Genomic DNA, 20,776 nt, shown 5'->3' on the forward strand with positions numbered 1-20,776 from the left:
GCACGTCCCGCTGCCGACCGGTCAGCGGGCGGGTTCCGCGCTGACCTCCCGCACCAGCTCGATCGCGCGCCCGAGCGTCGCCAGCCGGGCGTCGAGGTCCGCGCCCGCCGGGTATAGCCGGACCGTGTCCACGCCGGCGTCCCGCCACACCCGCAACCGCGCGCGGACCCCGTCCTCGGTGCCGATCAGCGTGGTGGCGAGCACCATCTCGTCGGTGACGAGCTCCGCGGCGCCGTCGCGGTCGCCGGCCTGCCAGCGCTCGCGCACCTCGGCGGCGACCTGCGCCCACCCCTGGCGGCTGTAGGCGTTGTTGTAGAAGTTCGTCGTCGCCGAACCCATCCCGCCGAGGCTGAAGGCCAGCTCCTTCCTGCGCCCGGCGACCATCTCGCGCAACTGGTCCTCGTCCGCGGCGAAGGCGACCTCCGCGCCCTGGCAGACGTCGAGGTCGGCACGCGACCGCCCGGCCTCGGCGAGTCCGGCGTCGAGGTGGGCGAAGTAGGCCTCGTCCGCCCCCTCCGGGACGAAGCTGGTGCCCAGCCAGCCGTCCGCGACGCGTCCGGTCAGGCGCAGCATCGCGGGCGACAGCGTGGCCAGATAGACCGGGATGTCGTGCTCGGCTCGCATCGACAGCCGCATCGGCCTCGACTCGCCGGGCAGCGGGATCCGGAAGTGGCTTCCGGAGTACGAGATCTTCTCCCCCGCGATCGCCTGCCGCACGATCTCCACGGTCTCGCGCATGCGCACCAGCGGCCGCGCGAACGGCACACCGTGCAGACCCTCGACCACCTGCGGCCCGGAGGGGCCGAGCCCCAGCAGGAAACGTCCCCCGGACAGCTGCGACAAGGCGATGGCCGCCTGCGCGACCGCCACCGGGGTCCGGGTGCCGAGCTGCATGATCCCCGAGCCGAGCAGCAGCCGGTCCGTGCGGGCCGCGAGGTATCCCAGCGCCGAGGGCCCGTCCGAACCCCACGCCTCGGCGACCCAGCAGACGTCCAGCCCCAGCTTCTCGGCCTCGACCGCGAACTCGACCGGCTCGGACCAGGTGCGCCCGCCCGATGCCTCGATCGTCGTGGCGGTGCGCATCAGGCGTCGCTCCCCTCGGCCAGCTCCTTGACGGCGGCCAGCGTCCTGGTCATGTTCGCCTCGAACTCCCGCATCCGGACGAAGACGATCTTCTGCTCCTTCTCCGGCATCCGCTCGATCGCCTGCGACAGGCCCGACCTGCCCGGCCCCATCCGCACCTCCTGGCTCAGCGACGTGCCACCGCCGTCGGGCTCGACGGTGAACCGCCAGGTGGCGCTCGGATCGGCGTCGGGCCCCTCCACCTCCCACGCGAAGACCCTGGGCGGCTCGAACTCGACCACGCGCGAGGTCGTCGACCACTCCCCCAACGCCTCGTGCCTGCTGCTGCCGACGAACCGGGCACCCAGTTCCGCGCAGGTCGACGGGGCCACCCAGCGCACCGACTGGAGCTCGTCGCTCAGGTCCGGCATCCGCTCGACGTCGGACACGAACTCCCACACCCGGCTCGGTGGCGCGGCGACCCAGGTCTGCACCCGCGCGACCGGCCCGTCCGCGTACCGCGCACCCGTCCACTCCATCGACCGCCGACCTCCCAAGCAACGACATCACGGCCTTGAACTGGAGAGTTGCTCAACTAGACTCACTTGTCAAGGTGATCGGAGGCAGCAGGCGGCAAAGGTTGGCGGCCGAAGGGGACGCGGCGGTGTTCGCGGATTGACGGGTGGAGGCGTTCGTGCGCCAGCGGTCGCGGCGCTCGGGCCGCCCGGCGGCGACTCCCATCGCGGGAACAGCGTCGCTTCCGCCGCGGCGAGGCGGCGCACGAGCAACCGGCGGCTGGGTGGCTTGGCACCGCGTGGGGCCGACGGCTAGAACGCGAGCGGGCGCCGACGCGCGGCTTGCCGCCCGCAGGCGCCCGAGACGCGGCCCGCGACCGCGCGCCTCAGCGGGCGAAGCGCTCGCGCACGTCCGGGCGGTCCGCGAGACGGGGCGGGTAGCCCGGCCCCATCCGCTTGCTGGTCTCCTCCGCCCGCAGCGGTTCGCCGCAGACCGCGCACACCACCTCGGCGTGGCTGTCGTGCCCGCACCTGTCGTGGTGCAGGGTCACCGGCGGCCCCTTCTCGCCCGACAGCCACCGGTCACCCCACCGCGACATCGCCGCCAGCACGCCGAAGAAATCCCGCCCCTTCTCGGTCAGCACGTACTCGTAGCGCGCCGGGGCGGTGTCGTACTGCTGCTTCTCCAGCAGCCCCTCCTCGACGAGCCTGCGCAGCCGTTCCGAGAGCGTGTTGCGCGCGATTCCGAGCTCCTGCTGGAAGTCGTCGAAGCGCCGCACGCCGTAGAACGCCTCCCGCAGCACCAGCGGCGTCCACCAGTCGCCGAGCAGGTCCATCGTCCGCGCGATCGAGCACGGCCACCTGGCGAACGACGTGCGCTTCATATCCGCGAGCATACAAGTCTCACGACGAGACCCATCAGGTCAGACGGCTCGGCGGCGGACATCGCTGGTGAGTGGGAAGGCTGCGCGGTAGCGTGATCGCCGGTGTGCCGGGAAGTCTGGTCGGCTGATGTCGCCTCTTCCTGGACGGAGCCCCTGAAATGGATCTCACGGTCTTCGCCGCCCCCGACGAGTCCGGGGCGGCCTGATGGGAGCGATCTACCGGAGCGCCGCGGGCCGTGACGCCGTCGTCCGGTGGTGCAACGACCAGCTCGACCGGTGGCCTCTTCCGCACACCCGCAGGGAGCTGTCGGTGCGGGATGCGCCGACGCACGTGGTCACCGCAGGCAACGGCGACCGCACCGTCGTGTTCGTACCCGGGACGAACTTCGCCGCCGCCACCTGCCTGCCGATCGCCACCGCGCTGTCGGCGCACTCGCGCGTCGTGATCGCCGATCTTCCCGGCCAGCCCGGGCTGAGCAGCGGTGAACGGCGCCCCGCGGACGGCCGGCTGGAGTGGTACGGAGGATGGCTCTCCGAACTGGTCGAACGCACCGCGAAGGGGCCCGCCACGGTCATGGGCCACTCCCTCGGCGCGGCGATCGCGCTGTGCTGCCGGTCGCACCGCGTCGAACGGCAGGTGCTGGTGTCCCCGGGCGGACTCACCAGGCTCCGCATCACACCCGCCGTCGCGTGGGCCTCCGCCTGCTGGCTGCTGCGCCGGAGCCGCGCTGCCAGCGCGAGGTTGCTGCGGGTGATGCACGGCCCTGGCCGGGAGCCCCGGCCCGCGCTGGTCGACTGGATGGCCTTGCTCGCCGAGCACGTGCGGCCGAGCCTCGACCCGGGCGTGGTTCCGGCACCGCCGGACGCCGTCCCGCGAACGGTCGTCGTCGGAGAGCACGACGTGTTCCTCCCTCGCCGCGTTCTCGCACCGGCCGCACGCGAAATCCTCGGCGTCGAGCCGGAAACCGTGCCCTCGGCGGGACACCTCGTCGTCGACGAGTTCCCCGAGCGGCTGGCCGCGATCGCGGTCGGCTGACCACACCTGCCGGGCCGGTCTGGCGGACCGGCCCGAGGCGAAGGCCGGGAAGTTGCTACGCGCTGCCGCGGAGGCCGCGGAGGTAGTCGTGGCCGACCCGGGCGGTGCCCAGCGGGTCCGGGGAGTCGTCGTGCTCCACGATGTGCTCCTCCACGGCGCGGGCGTGCCGGAAGATCGTCGGGAAGTCGATGGTGCCCGTCCCCGGGTCGCACATCTGCCCCTGCGCGGTGCGGTCCTTGACGTGGAACTGGCGGATTCGCGGGCGCAGCGCGTCGACGAGAGCCACCGGGTCCTCTCCGGCGTGCACTGCCCAGAACAGGTCGAGTTCCAAGTGGACGGTCGAGGGATCGGTGTGGCGCACCAGGATGTCGTAGGGCCGGATGCCGTCGACGGGGGCGAACTCGTGGTCGTGGTTGTGGTAGCCGAAGGCCAGTCCGGCCCGCCTGATCTTCCCTCCCGCTTCGTTGAGCCGATCGGCGAAGCTCCGCCATTCGGCCGCGGTGCCGAAGGACGCGTAGGGCACGACCAGGCTTCGGTTGCCCAGCGTGCGGGCGTCGGCGATGAGCGCGTCCAGATCGCCGTCGATGCCGACGTGGCTGGAGGTGGCGCGCAGGCCGTGCTTGTCGAGCAGGGCGCGGAACTGCGCCGCCGTCCGGCCGTGGGTGCCCGCCATCTCGACGTGGCGGTAGCCGATCTCCGACAGCGCCGCGAGCGTGCCGTCGGCATCGGCGTCGAGCTGGTCGCGCAGGGTGTAGAGCTGGATGCTGATGCGCGCACGCCGGTGGCGGCCGGCCGCGTCCGGTCCCGCCGCACTGGCCACTCCCGCCGTGCTCGCCAGTCCCGCGGCGGTCAGCGCGGCGGTGGTGCGCAACAGGTTTCGCCGGTTCAGCTGCATGTCGGCTCCTTCCAGAGCGGGTTTGTCGGTTCCCTCATCGTCGACAGTCCTCTCAGGACAGTCCTTGCAGGTTCAGGACGAGGTCGTGGACGCCGGTCGCGGCGAGCCGTCCGGTGCGTTCGATCTCGGCGGGTGCCGCGGGGTCCGAGCAGATCAGCACCGGGCCTTCGGCCGGCCGGTCCGGGAGCCGGCCGTGCGAGCCGCGGACGAAGCGGGCGTCGGTCGGCACGACGTTCATGGCGTAGCGCAGCCCGGCCTTCTTCTTCACCAGGTTCAGCGCCGCCTTGGCCTTGGCCCAGCGGTCGTCGGGGTCGAAGAACAGCTCCGCCGGGTCGTAGCCGGGTTTGCGGTGGATCTCCACGCCCCGCGCGAAGTCGGGGGCGCGGTCCTCCCGCAGCCAGTAGTAGTAGGTGAACCAGGAGTCGGGTTCGGCGACCGCCACCAGCTCGCCCGCGCGGGGGTGGTCCAGCCCGTACTTCGCCTGGGCCGCGCGGTCCAGCACCTCGTCGACGCCCGGTATCGCCGCGAGCAGGTCCCGGACGCGGGGCAGGTCGGCGTCGTCGCGGAGGTAGACGTGGGCCACCTGGTGGTCGGCCACGGCGAAGGCCCGGGACGTCCACGGGTCCAGGTACTCCATCCCGGCCTGGGTGTGCACCTCCAGCAGGCCTTCGCGCCGGAGTTCGCGGTTGAGGTGCACCGGCCGTTCGACCGCAGTGATGCCGTACTCGCTGAGCGCGATCACCACGGCACCGGCCGCCCGCGCCTCGTCGAGCAGCGGCCGCAGCGCCGCGTCCACGTCCGCGGCGGCGACGCGGGCCTGCGCGCTGCCGGGCCCGTGGCGCTGGAGGTCGTAGTCCAGGTGGGGGACGTAGCACAGCAGCAGGTCCGGGCTGTGCCTGCGCAGCACCCGGCACGCGGCGGAGACGATCCACCTGCTGGAGGTCAGGTCCGCGGTCGGACCCCAGTAGTGGAACAGCGGGAAGGACCCGAACGCTCCGGTCAGCTCGTCGTGCAGTCCGGGGGGCCGCGTGTAGCAGTCGGGCGACTTGCGGCCGTCGGCGTGGTAGACCGGCCGCGGCGTCACCGTCCAGTCGGTGCCCGCGCCCATCGCGTACCACCAGCAGATGTTGGCGGCGCGGTAGCCGGGGCGGCCGCGGCGCGCCGAGTCCCACAGCTTCTCGCCCTGCACCAGGCGGTTGTGCTGGCGCCACAGGTGGACCTCGCCGAGGTCCCGGAAGTACCAGCCGTTGCCGACCACGCCGTGCTCGGCGGGCATCCGCCCGGTGAGGAACGTCGACTGGGCGCTGCACGTCACCGCGGGCAGCACGGTGCCCAATTCGGCCTGCCAGCCGCTCGCGGCGAGCGCGCGCAGGTTGGGCATGTGCTCCAGCAGCTCCGGCGTCATGCCGACGACGTCGAGCAGTACGACGGGTTTCACGCGCACCCCCGTTGGTCGATCAGGTCCTGGGTGAAGGCGAGCTCGGCGGCGATGCCCTCGGCGAGGTCGGCGGGCGGCCCGGGCAGCACGGTCCAGGTGTAGGTCTCGACCTCGACGTGCGGCAGCGGCCCCTCGACCGCATCGAGGGCGGCCCGCAGGACATCCGTGGTCGGCTGGAATGCGCCTCGGGCCTCCCAGTGCAGCGGGACGTGGAAGTGCACGCGCCACGGGCCGTCGCCTGGCAGCTCCGCCAGCGCCTCCGGCAGGTCGTCGGCGGCGGTGAGCGCTCCGTCCGGGGCTCGCTCGCGGACCTGGTGCAGGTAGCGCGGTTCGGCGTAGCGCGCGAGTTCGGCGCGGACCCGCGGGTCGGCGGGATCATCGGCGTGCAGCGCGGCCGACGCCTGGATCTTGACGATGTCGACCGACGCCGCGGCGATGGCCCGCACCGTCTCGGCCGGGTCGGCGAAGGACACCGCGAGGTGGCAGGTGTCCAGGCACAGCCCGAGGTGGTCCGGGTCGGTGCCCTTGAGCCAGCCGAGCGCGTCGGCGACGGTGTCGAGCACGCAACCGGGTTCGGGTTCGACGGCCACCCGCACCCGCCTGCCCGACCGCTGCTCCAGCCGCCGCAGACCGGTGGCGAGCCGGTCCAGGTGGTGCCGCGCGGCGGCGTCGTCGGTGTCGCTCCACGGCTCGCGCCACCCCAGCGGGAGCGTGGAGATGCTGCCCCCGGCTCCCTCGGGCAGCAGCCCGGCCAGGACTTCGGCGCAGTCCAGGGTGTAGGCGAGGCGGCCGGCCTCGGTCCAGCGCGGCCGGTAGACGCGGTGCTTGACCACCGGGTCGTGGAACCCCCGGTACGGGAACGCGTTGAGCGTGCGGACCGCCAGCCCCCTGTCATCGAGTTCGGTGCGCAGCCGGGCCAGCTCGGCGGGGTCGCGCGCCAGGTGGGCGGCGACCTCGGCGGCCAGCCACAGACCGACGCCGAGGGTTCCGGCGCCCAGCCGCCGCCGGACCGGCTCGGCGTAGCGGGCGAGCTGGGCGCGGATGCCGTCCAGGTCCTCGGCCGGGTGCACGTTGGTGCAGTAGGAGATCACCGCGCTCATTCCCCCGATCCGCCGCGCAGCACGGAGTTGCCCGCGAAGGTGGTCGCCTCGGCGGTGAACCCGGGCAGCTCGTCGAGGTTGAGCCGGCCGCTCTGGCCGTAGAAGGCGACCGGGTTGTGCCACAGCACCTTTTCGACGTCGGCCTCGGTGAACCCGGCGCGCAGCATCTCCTCGCCGGTCGCCCGCGTCTTGAGCGGGTCCGAGCGGCCCCAGTCGGCCGCCGAGTTCACCAGGACCCGGTCGGTGCCGTGGCGGCGCAGCAGCTCCACCATCCGCCGCTCGTCCATCTTGGTGTCGGGGTAGATCGAGAACCCCATCCAGCAGCCGGAGTCGGCCACGAGGTCGACGGTCACCTCGTTGAGGTGGTCGACGAGCACCCGCTCCGGGGCGAGCCCGGACTCGCGCACGACGTCCAGGCTGCGGCGGGTCCCGGACAGCTTGTCCCGGTGCGGGGTGTGCACGAGGACCGGCAGCCCGGCGTCGGCGGCGAGTGCGAGCTGCCGGGCGAAGACGTCGTCCTCGTCCGCGGTCATCGAGTCGTAGCCGACCTCGCCGACCGCGACCACGCCGTCCTTGGCCAGGTAACGCGGCAGGACGCCGAGCACCTCGCGGCACCGCGGGTCGTTGGCCTCCTTGGGGTTGAGCGCGATGGTGGCGTGGTGGCGGATGCCGAAGCGCGCCGCGCGGAACCGCTCCCAGCCGATCAGCGAGTCGAAGTAGTCGGTGAAGGAGGTGGTGCCGGTGCGCGGCTGGCCCAGCCAGAACGCCGGTTCGGTGACCGCCCGGACGCCTGCGGCGTACATGGCCTCGTAGTCGTCGGTGGTGCGGGAGGTCATGTGGATGTGCGGGTCGAATATGCGCATCAGCTCTCCAGCAGTGCTCGTGCGTCCTCGGGCACCGGCCGTCCGGCGGCCCGTCGTTCGTCGGCGAAGGCACCGACCATCCGGCGCAGCTCGGCGTCGCCGCGCCGCCGCAAGCCGGCCACCGCCTCCAGCGGCACCTCGTTGAACAGGCACTTGAGCACGCCGTGGCGCCAGGTGTGATCGTCGAGGTGGCGGGCGGCGAACGGGCCCAGCGCGGCCGCGACCAGCCGCACGTCGTTGGTGCGCAGGGCGTCGCCGACCAGCTCCAGCCCCGTTTCGACCAGCCCAGTTCCAACCGGGTCCGCACCGTCCATTTCGGACAGCGACCGCAGCACCGCGCGTCGTTCGGCGTCGTCGCCGTAGCGGTACAACGCGGACAGCTCCTCGGCCAGCACGGCGGGTTTCACCGTCTGCGCGAGCACCGCGAGCATCCGCATCCGCGCGCTGTCGTCGGCCGTCCCGTGCACCAGGCCCAGCGGGTCGTCCGCCCGCAGCGGCCCGCGTCCGGCGTGCCGTCCGGCGGCGGGGAACAACGCAGCGACGCGTGCGGGGTCCTCGGCGATGGCGGCGAGCGCGCCGGCCAGCCAGCTCGCCGCACCGATGGCCGTCCTCGCCCGGCGCGCGACTTCGGGCGCGGCGTGGCTGTGCCGGGGCAACTCGACGGCGGCCTGCCCGGTGTAGCCGGCCTCCGACAGCGCGGCGAGGGTGCCGGGCAGGTCCAGCTCGCCCTGGCCGAACTCCAGGTGCTCGTGTACTCCGGGCCGCATGTCGTCGAGCTGGACGTGCACCAGCAGCTCACCGAGGCGGCGAGCGCAGTCCGCCGCGGACTCGGCCTCCACCGCGACGCAGTGGCCGACGTCGAGGGTGACGCCCAGGTCCCGCGGGTTCCCGAGCGCGGCACGCACGGCGAGCGCGTCGTCGACCCGTTCGACGAACATGCCCGGCTCCGGTTCCAGGCCGAGGCGCACACCGCACCGGCCGGCCTCCTCCAGCACCCGTGCCAGGCCGTCGGTCATGCGCCGCCAGGCCAGCTCCGCGTCCACATCGGACGGACGGATGCCCGACCAGAAGGAGACCACCTCGGCCCCCAGCCCGGCGGCGACCCGCACCGCGCGCTCCAGGAAGTCCACCCGGCGCCCGACGTCGTCGCTGACCAGCGTGGGGTGGTGCTTGCGGCGGGGGTCGAGCAGGTAGCGCGCCCCGGTCTCGACCGCCACCGACAGCCCGAGCCGCTCCAGCCGTCCGCGCACCTCGGCGACCCGGCGCGACAGGTCCCCAGCGAAGGGGTCGAGGTGGTGGTGGTCGAGGGTCAGCGCCACACCGTTGTAGCCCAGCTCGGCGATCACCTCCAGGGCGTCCTCGAGCCGGTGGTTGGCGAATCCGTTGGTCCCGTAGGCGATGCGCACCTGGCGGCCCTCCCCTACCTGGCGCCGGCGGGCAGGTCCCGCACCCGGATGTTGCGGAACGCGATCACCGAGTCCGGGTCGTGGTTCTGCACCCCTACCCCGCCCGCGGAGTACTGGCGGCCGCTCGTTCCGGGATCGTCGGGCCGTCCCGGGAACGGGATGCCCGGCACGTTGTCGAACTCGTTGACCACCTCGCCGTTGCGCAGCACGGTGTAGTGCTGCCCGACCACGCGGATTTCCAGGTCGTTCCAGACCCCCTTGCCGGTCGGCCTGGCGGCCGCGAGGTCCAGGTCGGCGAAGCCGTAGACCGACCCGGTCTTGCGCGGGTCGTTGCCCGGCTCCTCCGGCGAGTCGTTGATCTGGATCTCGTGGCCGCAGTTCACCGCGACCCACGCCGGTTCGCTCGTGCGGCACTCCGGGAAAGCCTCCGGATCGACGCCCGGGTACCGGACGAACACCCCGCTGTTGGACCGGCCCTCGCCCGGCCGGTCGTCGCGGAACTGCAGGCGCAGCGAGAAGTCCGCGAAGCGGCCTTCCCGGAAGTGCAGCAGTCCCAGGCCATCACCCGCGGGTTCCGCGGTGGTGACCATCGAGCCGTCTCCGGTGAGCGCGAAGCCCCGGCCGCCGACGTGCTCCCAAGCGGCGAAGGACTCCGGCGAGCCGTCGAAGATCACCTCGTAGGGGGCGGGCCCGCCCGGACGGCCGATGCCCGACCGCGCCGCCGCGTCGACCAGCGCCGACTGCTCCTTGCCGTCGATCACGCCGGTCCGGCGCAACCCGTCGGCCACCTCCCGGACGTGGCGGACGAAGTGCCCGTGGTCGCTCCACCGCCGTTCGTCGTCGACGAGGTCGTTGATCGTGCACCCGCCCGCCGCGGCGCGGTTGGCCACCCCGCTGTCAAGGTCGAGGAAGCGGACGGTCGCCCGCGAGTCGGGCGCGGGGCACTCGGCGCTCGCGGCTGGCGCCGGTAGCGCGGTCAGCAGGCTCGCCGCCAGGACCGCGCACGCCGGCGGCAGGATCTTCTTGGTGGGACGGGAAATCACGTGGCCGACACCTTCCTCCCGAAGTGGTGCACCGCGGGTACGACCGCGGCCAGCGCGGCGGCGGAGGTCAGGCGGTGCCGGGCGACGAGCGCGACCTGCAGCGGCACCATCCCGTGGATGCCTGCCCGGGTCGCGGCCCGCACGAGCGGGGCTGTGGGGGTGCGAGCGGCGCGTGCCTGCGCGCGACCCACCTGAGCGGCGTAGGCAGCGGACGCGGCGAGCGCCGCGGCGCGGTGGCCCGGCGACCGGCGCGGTCCCGCGGCCGACGCCGCGGCGGCCAGCGCGGTGGTCGCCGCCGCGGCCCGCGCGGTGCCACGGCGGGCGCCGTGGACCTCGCCGCGCGACAGCGCGGTCACGGCGAAGGTGTGCGCCGCCAGCACAGCGGCCGCGGGCCAGGCGCGGCGGCGGCCGCCGGCGCCGAGCAGCACGTCGAGTCCCCTGCACAGCGCCATCCCGGCCGGTCCGGCGGGTCCGGCCTTGAGCACCACGTCGTAGGCGGTGATCGCGGCGGCGAGACCGAGGGCGGTGCGCCCCGCACCACGCCCGGCGACCGCCGCGACAGCGACACCGCACGCTCCCAGCCCGGCGGCCACGCCCAACGCCGCATCGGGCGAGATCCGGCCGGACGGGATCGGCCGTTCCGGGCGTTCGACGGCGTCGAGCTCCCGGTCGGCCCAGTCGTTGAGGGCCATGCCCGCGCAGTACAACGCGGCTGACGAGAGCGGTAGCAGCAGTCGGCGGCCCCGGAGCGGCTGACCGGCGGCCGCCGCCCCGACGAGGGTGTCGCCGAGCACGGTCAGCGCCGCCGGCGCGCGGGTGAGCTCGACCAGCGTGCGCAGGCGGCTCACCGAGGGGCTCACCGTTTCTCCAATCGGCGGAAGCCCCGGCCTTCAGGCCGGGGAGGAGCCGCTCCCGAGTGCTGTTCGGTGAGCACGCACCCGTGCTTACTCGTGATCGGCAACCGTGTAAAACGATCAGCATGCGGACGGCATACAAGGTTCGGGCCTACCCCGACCCCGAACGTGCGGCCCAGTTGGGCCGCACGTTCGGGTGTGTACGCCTGGTCTGGAACAAGACCCTCGACCAGCGCCACCGCATCTACCACGCGCACGGCACGAAGACCTCCTACAAGGAAACCGACGCCGCACTGACCGCGTGCAAGCGCACCGATGAACTGGCGTTTCTGTCCGAGGTTTCCAGCGTGCCGTTGCAGCAAGCGTTGCGGCACCAGCACACCGCGTTTCAGAACTTCTTCTCCGGTCGCAGCAAGTACCCGCGTTTCAAGTCCCGCAACGGCAAGCAGTCGGCGCACTACACGCGCAGCGCGTTCCGCCTGCGTGACGGCACGCTGACGCTGGCCAAGCACACGGCTGCGCTGGCGTTCGTGTGGTCCTGGGACAACGACACCCTCGCGAAGCTGAACCCGACGATGGTGATCGTTTCCCGCGAGCTGGACGGCCGCTGGTACCTGACCTTCGCTGTGGACACCGACGACCCCGAACCCACAGAACCGACCGGCAACATGGTCGGCGTGGACCTCGGCGTGCAGGACTTCGCCGTGCTGTCCACGGGGGAGAAGATCGCGAACCCGAAGCACCTGGACCGCAAGGCCCGAAACCTCGCCCGCTACCAACGGCAGATGGCCCGCAAGCAGCGCGGCTCGAACAACCGCCGCAAGGCCAAGAACAAGGTGGCTCGCGCCCACCGCAAGGTCCGGCACGCCCGCGCTGACTTCCTGCACAAGACCAGCACGCGCCTGGTGCGCGAACACGACGTCATCGCGATCGAAGACCTCAACGTCGCGGGCATGTCCCGCTCTGCCAAAGGGACCGTTGACAAGCCGGGCCGTAACGTGCGCGCCAAGGCCGGGCTCAACCGCGCTGTGTCGGACGCGGCGCTGGGTGAGTTCCGGCGCCAACTGGAATACAAGACCGACCGCGCGGGCAAGACTCTGGTCGTCATCGACCGCTGGTACCCCTCCAGTAAGACGTGCTCGCACTGCGGGCACCTGCTGAACAACCTGAAGCTCTCTGTCCGGGCATGGAAGTGCCCCGGCTGCGGCACCCGGCACGACCGGGACCATAACGCCGCGAAGAACATCCTTGCCGCAGGTCTTGCGGTAGCCGGCAACAACCCCGGCGATGCCTGTGGAGCTGGTGTGAGTCGGCAAGGGTCCTCCCTTCCGCAGTCGGCTACGAAGCAGGAACTTTCGGGCGCGAGCCCGAAGGGAATCACCGCCCTTTAGAGCGGGGAGCAGTCAAGAGTCGCGGCCTTCCAGCTCGGCCGCGGTTGCCCGGACCCACTCGTGCAGTTGCCGGACCTGGTGGTCGAAGCGGTGCCCGGCGTCGCCCAGCGGGTCCTTGAAGAAGCAGCCGAGCGCGCCGAGCGGGCCCCGCTGCCCCGCGTGGTGCGCCATCGCCACCAGCCTGGTGAGGTCGAACACGAGCGGGGCGGCCAAGGCCGAGTCGTAGCCGGTCCAGGTCAGTTGGAGGGTCACCGGCGTGCCCAGGAAACCCCGGGCGTGCACGTTGTCCCAGGCGATCTTGGTCTGGCCGAGGTCCGCCACGTGGTCGATGTGCAACGGCGCGGCGACACCGGGGCCGAGCAGTTCGGCCAGTCCCCGGGCCTTGGACTCCAGCTTGCTCGCGGCCGCGGCCGGATCCGCCAGCGTCGCCCCGTCACCACCGCCGAGCAGGTTGGTGCCCGACCACGACAGCACCGAGAGCGCGCGTTCGGCGAACATCGGTGCCAGCACGCTACGCAGCAGCGTCTCTCCGGTCTTGCCGTCGCATCCGGCGCAGGGCAGGCCCATTCGCTCGGCGAGCTGCCGCAGGGAGGCCCAGCCGATCCCCGGTGATGGGGTGAACTCGACGTAGGGGCACCCGGCGCTGAGCGCCGCATAGGTGTTCACTACACCGGCGGGCAGCGTTGCCCGCTCGTCGTGCAACCGCTCCTCCAGCGCGGCGAGGTCGTGCTGCTCCGGCGAGTCCGCGGCCGGAGCCTCGGTCGAGGCCACGTTGACCGCCACGACCCTGCGCAGCCGGTTCCGCCGCCGGAACGCGACGATCTCGCCGGACATGCGCTGCGCGGCGAGCACCGCGGCGCCCTGGTGCGTCAGCGGGTCGTACCCGGCGCGGAGCTCGGACTCCACATCGGACAGTTGCGGTGCGACCGCGCCGAGCAGCCTGCCGGGCAGCACCCCGGCCTCGGCAAGGTGCTCGGCGTTCTTGTGCAGGGGCGCGTCGCTGATGTCGTGGCCTCCGACGACGATGTCGCCCCATGCAGGCAGCGGCGCCTCGCGCAGTCCGGGGAGCTCGGTCACGCATCCGGTCGCATCGGCCACCCCCGCCCGCAGCGCGGCCAGGCCGGCGATCGCCGTGGTGCCTACCGAGCCGCGGGCCCCGAAGAGCCATAGCCCGGTGCGTCCCGGCGACGGAACGTGTCGGTGGGATGTGTCGGTCACCGTGGTCACCTCCTGGTGGCCGCGGTGGTGGCCCGCGGTTACCGGGCCACCACCGCGGTGCTCAGCGCGGCAGGTCGCCCTGCGCCCGGGCTGCCGCGTCGTCGGGCGGAACCGGCTGCGAGACACCGGCACCGTGGAACTTCACCGCGTCGAGCTCGAACAGTCCCGTTCCGCCACCGCGGAACACCAGGAACAGCGGCCCCGACGCACCCGGGTCGGTCACCGCGACCGGCTCGATGTCGACGTAGCGGTCCCCGCCTCCGGTGGTGGGCACCTGCGCGGTGTGCAGCAGCTCGCCGTCCGGTGCGCCGGCGCGGACCTCGATGGTGCCGCCGGGACCGGCCGCCGAGACGCGGTAGCCGATGCCGTCGACACCGCTCAGGTTGACCGGAGCGAAGGAGATCCAGTCACCGTCGTCGACGGCACCGACCTTGCTCCCGCCTTCCGCACCGGCTTCCTCGACGACCTCGACGCCCTGGGACTCGGTGAAGAACTCCGCCTGCTTGTGCTTGGGCTGCAGGGTGACGCGGCCGCTGCCCTCGACCGGCGGCAGTCCCTCGGCGCCGTTGTCGGTGTAGCTGGCGGTGATGACGCCGAAGATGTCGGCGTCCAGCCCGTGCCCCTCGTCGGCGGGCGTCTCGATCACGCCCTCGCACCCGGACTCCTCGCTGAGCGGATGCGCGTGCGAGTCGTGGCCGAGCGCGTAGCTCAGCTCCATGCGCGAGCAGTCGATCTCGCCGTCCTCGGCGTCGGTGGCCCGCACCCGGAACGGCACCTGCTCGCCGAAGGCGAACACCCCGCCGTCCGGCGGCAGCTCGATCTCCACCTGCGGCGGCGTGTTGCCCACCACGATCTGCACGCTGGCGTAGCCGGTGCGGCCGTCGGGATCGGTGACGGCGAGCTTGGCCGTGTGCGCGCCGCGCTGGTCGTAGGTGAAGCTGACCGGACCGGCCGTGGTGGAGTCCACCGTGCCGTCGTTGGTGAAGTCCCACGCGTAGCTGAGCTGCCCGCCCTCGGGGTCCTCGGTTCCGGCGGGGTCGAAGTTCACCGTCAGCGGCGCCTGCCCCGAAGACACCTTGTCCGCACTGACCTGGACCTTCGGCGTCTTGGAACCCGGGTTGTGGTCGATGCGGTACAGGGCCGAGTCGGGGGCGCCGCCGAAGTAGCTGGAACCGTAGTCCAGGACGTAGAGCGCGCCGTCGGGACCGAACTCGATGTTCATCGGCCGGACCAGTTCCATCGACTCGAAGAACGGGCGGATGCCCTGCAGCTCGCCCTCTCGCCCGAGGCTGAACTCCTTGATCCAGCCGCGGTCCCACTCGTAGTTCAGCACCTTGCCGTCGAAGTGTTCCGGGAACTTGACGGGCGACTTCAGGCCCGGGTCGAAGTGGTACACCGGCCCACCCATGGGCGACTCCGGACCTGCGCCCAGCTCGGGCACCGAGTCGTCGTCGTAAGCCAGCCACGCGGGCTGCACCGGCGGCAGGTCGACCAGGCCGGTGTTGTGCGGGCTGAGGTTCTTGGGCGCCGCGCAGTCGAACGGCTGCCCGGACTGGCCGGTGGCGAAGTCGTAGTCGACGAACGGCTGGTTGTCACCGATGCAGTACGGCCAGCCGTAGTTGCCCGGGCCCTTGATCAGGTTGTACTCGACCAGGCCGCCGGGACCGCGGGCCGGGTCGGCCGCGCCCGCGTCGGGTCCGTACTCGCCGAGGTGGATCCAGCCGGTCTCGCGGTCCACTGCGAACCGGAACGGGTTGCGGAAACCCATCGCGTAGATCTCGGGCTTCGTCTTTTCCGTGCCGGCCGGGAACAGGTTGCCCTGCGGAATCCGGTAGGTGCCGTCGTCCTGGACGTCGATGCGCAGGATCTTGCCGCGCAGGTCGTTGGTGTTGGCCGCCGAGCGCTGCGCGTCGAAGGCGGGGTTGCGCTCGGGCCGCTCGTCGATCGGCGCGTAGCCGTCGGAGGAGAACGGGTTGGTGTCGTCCCCTGTGGACAGCAGCAGGTTGCCCCGCTCGTCGAAGTCGATCTCGCCTCCTGCGTGGCAGCACGTCCCGCGCTGCGTGGGCACCCGCAGGATGGCCTGCTCGCTGGCCATGTCCAGGGTGCCGGCGTCGGTGAGCTTGAACCGCGACAGCAGGTTGTGGCCCTCGAAGGGAGCGAAGTCCTGCGGCGTGCCCTCCTCCGGCGCGTCGCCGGAAGGCGTGTCCAGCGGTGGGGCGTAGTAGACGTACACCCAGCGGTTGCGGGCGAAGTCCGGGTCCACGGCGATGCCCTGCAACCCGTCCTCGTCGTGGTTGTAGACCGGGATCGTGCCCGCGCGGACCGTCGTCGCGTCCGGGGTGGTCAGGAACACCGCGCCGTCGCGGGAGCTGTGCAGCACCCGGCGGTCCGGGAGCACCGCCAGCGCCATCGGCTCACCGACCTTGGCCTCGCCCTTGGCGAGCGTGACCTGGTCGAACGCGGTGTCCGGCGGCGGTTCCGGCGGCGGCGCGGCCAGCGCGGTCGCGGCGGTCATCGCGGTGGTGGCCAGCAGGGTCGCGGCGACTGTCCGCAGGCGTAATCGTCGAGAGGTTCGCACCATTGCGCTCCTTGTCACTCGGATTCGGGCGCCGGATCAGCAGGCGGACTCGCCGATGGCGGTCCGGATGCCGCCCAGCAGGTGGCGGCGGAAGTCGGGATCGGCGAAGGACTCCGCGGTGTGCCCACCGCCGGTGTAGAAGGCCCTACCCTCGTCGACGCGGTGGCACCAGGCGATCGGGTGGTCGCCCATCGCGCCGTCGCCGGGCCGGTAGCTGGACTCGTCCAGGGACAGCAGCACGTGCGAGCCGTCCCGGGGATTGGTCCGGAAGTTGTACCACTCGTCGGTGCGTTCCCAGCGCCGCGGCAGGTGCGCGGTGGACTCGTGGTGGGCGTCCTCCACCTGGACGACCGCGGGCTGGATCTCGGGGTGCGAGGCGAAGTAGGCGCCGACCAGCCGCCCGTAGAACGGCCAGTCGTACTCGGTGTCGGCGGCGGCGTGCACCCCGAGGTAGCCGCCACCGCCGCGGACGTAGCGCTCGAAGGCGCGCTGCTGCGTGTCGTCGAGCACGTCGCCCGTGGTCGAGAGCCACACCACCGCGTCGAACCGAGCCAGGTGGCGGTCGTCGAACACCGCCGAGTCCTCAGTGGACTCCACTGCGAAGCCGTGCTCGGCGCCAAGCCGCCGGACCGCGTCGATGCCGTCCGGGATCGACTCGTGCCGGTATCCGGCGGTCTTGGAGAACACCAGCACGCGCGGCTCGCCGGGCTGGGCCGCGGCGGTACCGCTCACCAGCGCCGCGGCGGTCAGCAGGGCGAGGGTCAGGCAGGTCGCACGCATGCGGTCGCTCCCTTCTCGGCACTTGCGCTGTCTGATGAGCGGCGTCAGCCGCTCGCGGTGCGGGCCCCGGCCCGCACCGCTACGCGAACCACTGCTCCGAAGATCCGTTCCTAGGAGGCGAAACCGACGTCGAGGTACTGGTCGACGTTGTCGCGGGTGACGACCGCGGAGTAGGTGGTGATGGAGCGCGGGATCTCGTGCTCGGCGAGGTCGGACATGCCCCTGGACTGGCCGAGCAGGCGGGCCAGCGAGATCGCCGACGAGCACATCGACGGGCTGTAGAGCACCGTCGCCTGCACGACGCTGCCGCCCGCCTTGATCCGCTCCATCATCGGCCGCGACCCGGCGCCGCCGACGAGGAAGAACTCGTTGCGCCGGGCGGATTCCACCGCCGCGAGCACACCGATTCCCTGGTCGTCGTCGTGGTTCCACACCGCGTCCAGCCGGGACGCGGCCTGCAGCAGGTTGGTCGCCTGGCGCTCGCCGGTCTCGACGGTGAACTCCGCCGCAACCCGCCTGCTCACGCTCAGGCCGTGCTTGGCCAGTCCGGCGCGGAAACCGGCGCTGCGCTCCTGGGTCAGCGGCAGGGAGTCGGTGCCCGCGATCTCGGCGATGACCGGGCTGGTGACGCCGCGCCTGCCCAGCTCGGCCGCGATGTGGTTCGCGGCGTTGACCCCCATCCCGTAGTTGTCGCCGCCGATCCACACCCGGTAGGCCTCCGGCGAGTCGAAGACGCGGTCGATGTTGACCACCGGGATGCCCGCGTCCATCGCCCTGCGCCCAACCGCGGTCAGCGCCTTGCCGTCGGCGGGCAGGATCACCAGGACGTCGACCTTCTCGTTGATCAGCGTCTCGACCTGGGCGATCTGCTGGTTGACGTCGGCGCTGCCCTCGGTGGCCCGGAAGGTCACGTCCGGCAGCCGCTCCGCCTGCGCGCGGGCGTTGGTGGTCATCGCCGCCATCCAGCCGTGGTCGGCGGCGGGCGCGGAGAACCCGATGGTCACCGGCGGTCCCGGGGCGACGTTGTCGCCGCCTGCCGCGACCGGTGCCGGGTTGGCCTGCGTCGGCGGGCTGTTGGAGACGCAGCCGGCGAGCAGGGCGGTGGCGCCGAGGGCGCCGGTGCCGAGCAGGAACCGGCGGCGGGCGTGGTCGGGCAACGCGGACATGGCAGTCTCCGAACGCGAGTGGTGGGCGGGAGTGGGCTGCGGGAGGGCGGTTCACGCCGCGCGGGCTCGGCGGCGGAACCTGGCCTGGACCAGGACGGCGAGCACGATGATCGCGCCCTTGGCGATGTTCTGGATGTCGGTCTCGAAGTTGTTGAGGGTGAAGACGTTGCTCAGCGTCGTGAAGATGAGCACGCCGAGCAGGGTGCCGGTCATGCTGCCGCGGCCCCCGGAGAGCAGGGTGCCGCCGATGACCACCGCCGCGATCGCGTCGAGCTCGTAGAACAGGCCGTTGGTCGAGGCACCCGAGGTCGTTCGGGCCACCACCATGATCGCCGCGATGGCGCAGCACAGCCCGGCCAGCGCGTAGACCAGCGCGGTGTGCCTGCGCACGTTGATCCCGGCCAGCCGCGCGGCCTCCGGGTTGCCCCCGACCGCCAGCGTCCGGCGCCCGAAGGTGGTGCGGTTGAGCAGGACCCAGCCCGCGGCGAAGACGACCGCGAAGATCCAGATCAGCACCGGGACACCGAGCAGGTCGCCGCGGAACACCGCGCCGAAGGCGGGGTCGGTGACGACCTGGGTCTGCCTGCCGCTGATCCGCTCGGCCAGGCCGCGGGCCGAGGCCATCATCGCCAGCGTCGCGATGAAGGGCACCACGCTGCCGTAGGCCACCAGCAACCCGTTCACCAGGCCGCAGCCGGTGCCGACCAGCAGCGCGCACAGCACCATCACCCCGACCCCGTAGGACTGGGTGGCCCACGTCGTCATCCACACGCTGGACAGCGCCACGATGGAGCCGACCGACAGGTCGATGCCGCCGGCGGTGATCACGAAGGTCATCCCCACGCTGACCACGCCGATCGCCGCGGCCAGCCGCAGCACCGTGGAGATGTTGCCCTCGGTCAGGAACGCGTCCGGCCGGGTCAGGTGCCCGACCACGCACAGCGCCACGAGCACCAGCACCAGCGAGGTCAACCGCACGTCGGCCCGTGCCCACCAGCGGCCGAGCCGTGACGGCGCGGTGGGCACTGCCGCTGCCGGGACTGTCTGCTCGCTCATCTCGCCGGAGCCTCCATCACCAGGTCGAGCACATCGGATTCGGTGAGCCGGTCCGCATCGGCGGTGTGCACCACCGCACCGTCGCGCAGCACCAGCACGCGGTCGGCCACCGCCAGGACCTCGGGCACCTCGCTGGAGACCAGCACGATCCCCAGTCCCTCGGCTGCCAGCCTGCGCATCAGGCCGTAGAGCTCGGCCCGAGCCCCGACGTCGACGCCCCGGGTGGGTTCGTCGAGCAGCAGCACCCGGCAGCCGCGCAGCACCCAGCGGCCGACGACCGCCTTCTGCTGGTTGCCGCCGGAGAGGGTGCCGATCGGCCGAAGCGGGTCCGCGGGCCGCAGCTGGAGCTGTTCGGCGATGTCGCGCGCGTCGGAAACCTCCTTGCCGCGGCGGGTGAAGCCGAACCTGCTGTAGCGGCGCAGCGCCGAGAGCGTGATGTTGGCCGCCACCGGCAGTTGCGGGAGCAGCGCCTGGCTCTTGCGCTCCTCCGGCGTCAGTCCGATCCCGGCCGCGACGGCGGCGGCGACGCTGCCGGGGCGCACCGGCCTGCCCGCGACGCGAACCCGGCCGGAGGTCGGGGTGCGGGCGCCGAAGATGGTCTCCAGCAGCTCGCTGCGACCGCAGCCGACCAACCCGGCCAGTCCCACGATCTCCCCCGCCGCGACGGTGAAGCTCACCGGCTCGAACTCGCCGCGCCGCGCCAGCCCGTCGACTTCCAGCACCACCTCCGAAGAAGTGCGCGCCGCCGGCCGTTCCGGGAAGTCCTGCCCGGCGCGTCCGGTCATCAGGGCGACCAGCTCGGCGGTGGAGGTGGCCGCGACCGGCAGCCCGGACGCCGTCGTCCGGCCGTCCTTGAGCACCGTTACCCGGTCGGCGATGCGGCGGATCTCCTCCATCCGGTGGGAGATGTAGACCACGGCCACGCCTTCGGCGGTGAGCTCGCCGATGATCCGGAAGAGGTTGTCGACCTCCTCCGCCGACAGCGCGGCGGTCGGCTCGTCCATCACGATCAGCTTCGCCCGGTGCGCCAGCGCGCGGGCCATCGACACCAGCTGGCGGGAGGCGGCGGGGAGCTCCCCCACCTCGGTCTCCGGGTCGATCTCGGGATGGCCGAGTCTGGCCAGCAACGCCCGCGCCTCGCGGTTTGCCCGGCCGCGCCTGGTGAACCCGGCGGCGGCCAGCTCGTGGCCGAGGAAGACGTTGTCGGCCACGCTCAGCCCCGGGACCAGGTCGAGCTCCTGGTACATCGTCGCGATGCCGAGCCGCAGCGCGGCGACCGGTGACGACAGCCGGACCTCCCGCCCGCACCAGCTGATCCGGCCGGCGTCGGGCGCGTGCGCGCCCGAGAGAACCTTGATCAGGGTGGACTTGCCGGCGCCGTTCTGGCCCAGCAGGCAGTGCACCTCGCCCGCGCTGATCCGCAGGTCCACGCCGCCGAGCGCGCGGACGCCGGGGAAGGTCTTGACGATTCCGGTCATGTCGAGCAGGTCG

The 20,776-nt window shown here is 72.5% G+C and carries 17 protein-coding genes and 1 pseudogene; 2 read left to right on the forward strand and 16 right to left on the reverse strand.

Features of this window, described 5'->3' with window-relative positions:
* Positions 1-21: 21 nt before the first annotated feature.
* The 3 genes from HUO13_RS23890 to HUO13_RS23900 all read right to left on the reverse strand — a co-directional run bounded on the left by HUO13_RS23890 (position 22) and on the right by HUO13_RS23900 (position 2,461).
* A complete protein-coding gene (locus tag HUO13_RS23890; RefSeq protein WP_211897311.1) occupies positions 22-1,083 on the reverse strand; it encodes an LLM class flavin-dependent oxidoreductase in 1,062 nt (353 codons plus the stop codon).
* A complete protein-coding gene (locus HUO13_RS23895) occupies positions 1,083-1,601 on the reverse strand; it encodes an SRPBCC family protein (protein ID WP_211897312.1) in 519 nt (172 codons plus the stop codon). Before HUO13_RS23895 ends, HUO13_RS23890 begins: the two co-directional genes overlap by 1 nt.
* A 362-nt stretch (positions 1,602-1,963) precedes the next feature.
* A complete protein-coding gene (locus tag HUO13_RS23900) occupies positions 1,964-2,461 on the reverse strand; it encodes a winged helix-turn-helix transcriptional regulator (protein WP_211897313.1) in 498 nt (165 codons plus the stop codon).
* Positions 2,462-2,666: 205 nt separating this feature from the next.
* Between HUO13_RS23900 and HUO13_RS23905 the strand changes: the two genes are divergently transcribed.
* Positions 2,667-3,497 carry an alpha/beta fold hydrolase gene (locus HUO13_RS23905; protein ID WP_211897314.1) on the forward strand — a complete coding sequence of 277 codons (831 nt, stop codon included), beginning with the start codon at positions 2,667-2,669 and terminating at the stop codon, positions 3,495-3,497.
* Positions 3,498-3,552: 55 nt separating this feature from the next.
* On the opposite strand, the gene HUO13_RS23910 is transcribed toward HUO13_RS23905, so the two are convergent.
* From HUO13_RS23910 to HUO13_RS23940, 7 genes are read right to left on the reverse strand one after another with little or no spacing between them, the layout of a single operon-like run.
* A complete protein-coding gene (locus tag HUO13_RS23910) occupies positions 3,553-4,392 on the reverse strand; it encodes a sugar phosphate isomerase/epimerase family protein (RefSeq protein ID WP_211897315.1) in 840 nt (279 codons plus the stop codon).
* A 52-nt stretch (positions 4,393-4,444) separates the two neighbouring features.
* Positions 4,445-5,830, reverse strand: coding sequence for an alkaline phosphatase family protein (locus tag HUO13_RS23915; protein WP_211897316.1), 1,386 nt, complete (start codon positions 5,828-5,830; stop codon positions 4,445-4,447).
* On the reverse strand, positions 5,827-6,921 hold the full coding sequence (gene eboE / locus HUO13_RS23920) for a metabolite traffic protein EboE (RefSeq protein WP_211903099.1): 1,095 nt from the start codon (positions 6,919-6,921) through the stop codon (positions 5,827-5,829). The genes HUO13_RS23915 and eboE overlap by 4 nt, the downstream gene beginning before the upstream one ends.
* Positions 6,922-6,926: 5 nt before the next feature.
* Positions 6,927-7,793 carry a TatD family hydrolase gene (locus tag HUO13_RS23925; RefSeq protein ID WP_211897317.1) on the reverse strand — a complete coding sequence of 289 codons (867 nt, stop codon included), beginning with the start codon at positions 7,791-7,793 and terminating at the stop codon, positions 6,927-6,929.
* Positions 7,793-9,199, reverse strand: a complete 1,407-nt coding sequence (locus HUO13_RS23930; protein ID WP_211897318.1) for an EboA domain-containing protein — start codon at positions 9,197-9,199, stop codon at positions 7,793-7,795. The genes HUO13_RS23925 and HUO13_RS23930 overlap by 1 nt, the downstream gene beginning before the upstream one ends.
* Before the next feature lie 14 nt (positions 9,200-9,213).
* Positions 9,214-10,242, reverse strand: a complete 1,029-nt coding sequence (locus tag HUO13_RS23935) for a 3-keto-disaccharide hydrolase (protein ID WP_211897319.1) — start codon at positions 10,240-10,242, stop codon at positions 9,214-9,216.
* The gene (locus HUO13_RS23940; protein ID WP_211903100.1) at positions 10,239-11,081 is read right to left on the reverse strand and encodes an SCO3242 family prenyltransferase; all 843 of its coding nucleotides are present in this window, start codon (positions 11,079-11,081) and stop codon (positions 10,239-10,241) included. The genes HUO13_RS23935 and HUO13_RS23940 overlap by 4 nt, the downstream gene beginning before the upstream one ends.
* Positions 11,082-11,221: 140 nt before the next feature.
* Between HUO13_RS23940 and HUO13_RS23945 the strand changes: the two genes are divergently transcribed.
* Positions 11,222-12,487 carry an RNA-guided endonuclease InsQ/TnpB family protein gene (locus tag HUO13_RS23945; RefSeq protein WP_211897320.1) on the forward strand — a complete coding sequence of 422 codons (1,266 nt, stop codon included), beginning with the start codon at positions 11,222-11,224 and terminating at the stop codon, positions 12,485-12,487.
* Positions 12,488-12,499: 12 nt separating this feature from the next.
* On the opposite strand, the gene HUO13_RS23950 is transcribed toward HUO13_RS23945, so the two are convergent.
* From HUO13_RS23950 to HUO13_RS23975, 6 genes and pseudogenes are all read right to left on the reverse strand, one after another.
* Positions 12,500-13,705 carry an inositol-3-phosphate synthase gene (locus HUO13_RS23950; RefSeq protein ID WP_211897321.1) on the reverse strand — a complete coding sequence of 402 codons (1,206 nt, stop codon included), beginning with the start codon at positions 13,703-13,705 and terminating at the stop codon, positions 12,500-12,502.
* Between the two features lie 61 nt (positions 13,706-13,766).
* Positions 13,767-16,286: a PQQ-dependent sugar dehydrogenase gene (locus HUO13_RS23955; RefSeq protein ID WP_211897322.1), complete on the reverse strand. Its 2,520-nt coding sequence runs from the start codon at positions 16,284-16,286 to the stop codon at positions 13,767-13,769.
* A gap of 48 nt (positions 16,287-16,334) precedes the next feature.
* Positions 16,335-17,063: pseudogene (locus tag HUO13_RS23960) on the reverse strand (ThuA domain-containing protein); the annotation flags it as partial.
* A 110-nt stretch (positions 17,064-17,173) separates the two neighbouring features.
* On the reverse strand, positions 17,174-18,229 hold the full coding sequence (locus HUO13_RS23965) for a substrate-binding domain-containing protein (protein ID WP_211897324.1): 1,056 nt from the start codon (positions 18,227-18,229) through the stop codon (positions 17,174-17,176).
* A 51-nt stretch (positions 18,230-18,280) separates the two neighbouring features.
* Entirely contained in the window at positions 18,281-19,285 is a 1,005-nt protein-coding gene (locus HUO13_RS23970; protein WP_211897325.1) for an ABC transporter permease, read from the reverse strand.
* Positions 19,282-20,763, reverse strand: a complete 1,482-nt coding sequence (locus HUO13_RS23975; RefSeq protein ID WP_211903101.1) for a sugar ABC transporter ATP-binding protein — start codon at positions 20,761-20,763, stop codon at positions 19,282-19,284. Before HUO13_RS23975 ends, HUO13_RS23970 begins: the two co-directional genes overlap by 4 nt.
* Between the last annotated feature and the right edge of the window lie 13 nt (positions 20,764-20,776).

The organism is Saccharopolyspora erythraea, assembly GCF_018141105.1.
GTDB lineage: Bacteria > Actinomycetota > Actinomycetes > Mycobacteriales > Pseudonocardiaceae > Saccharopolyspora_D > Saccharopolyspora_D erythraea_A.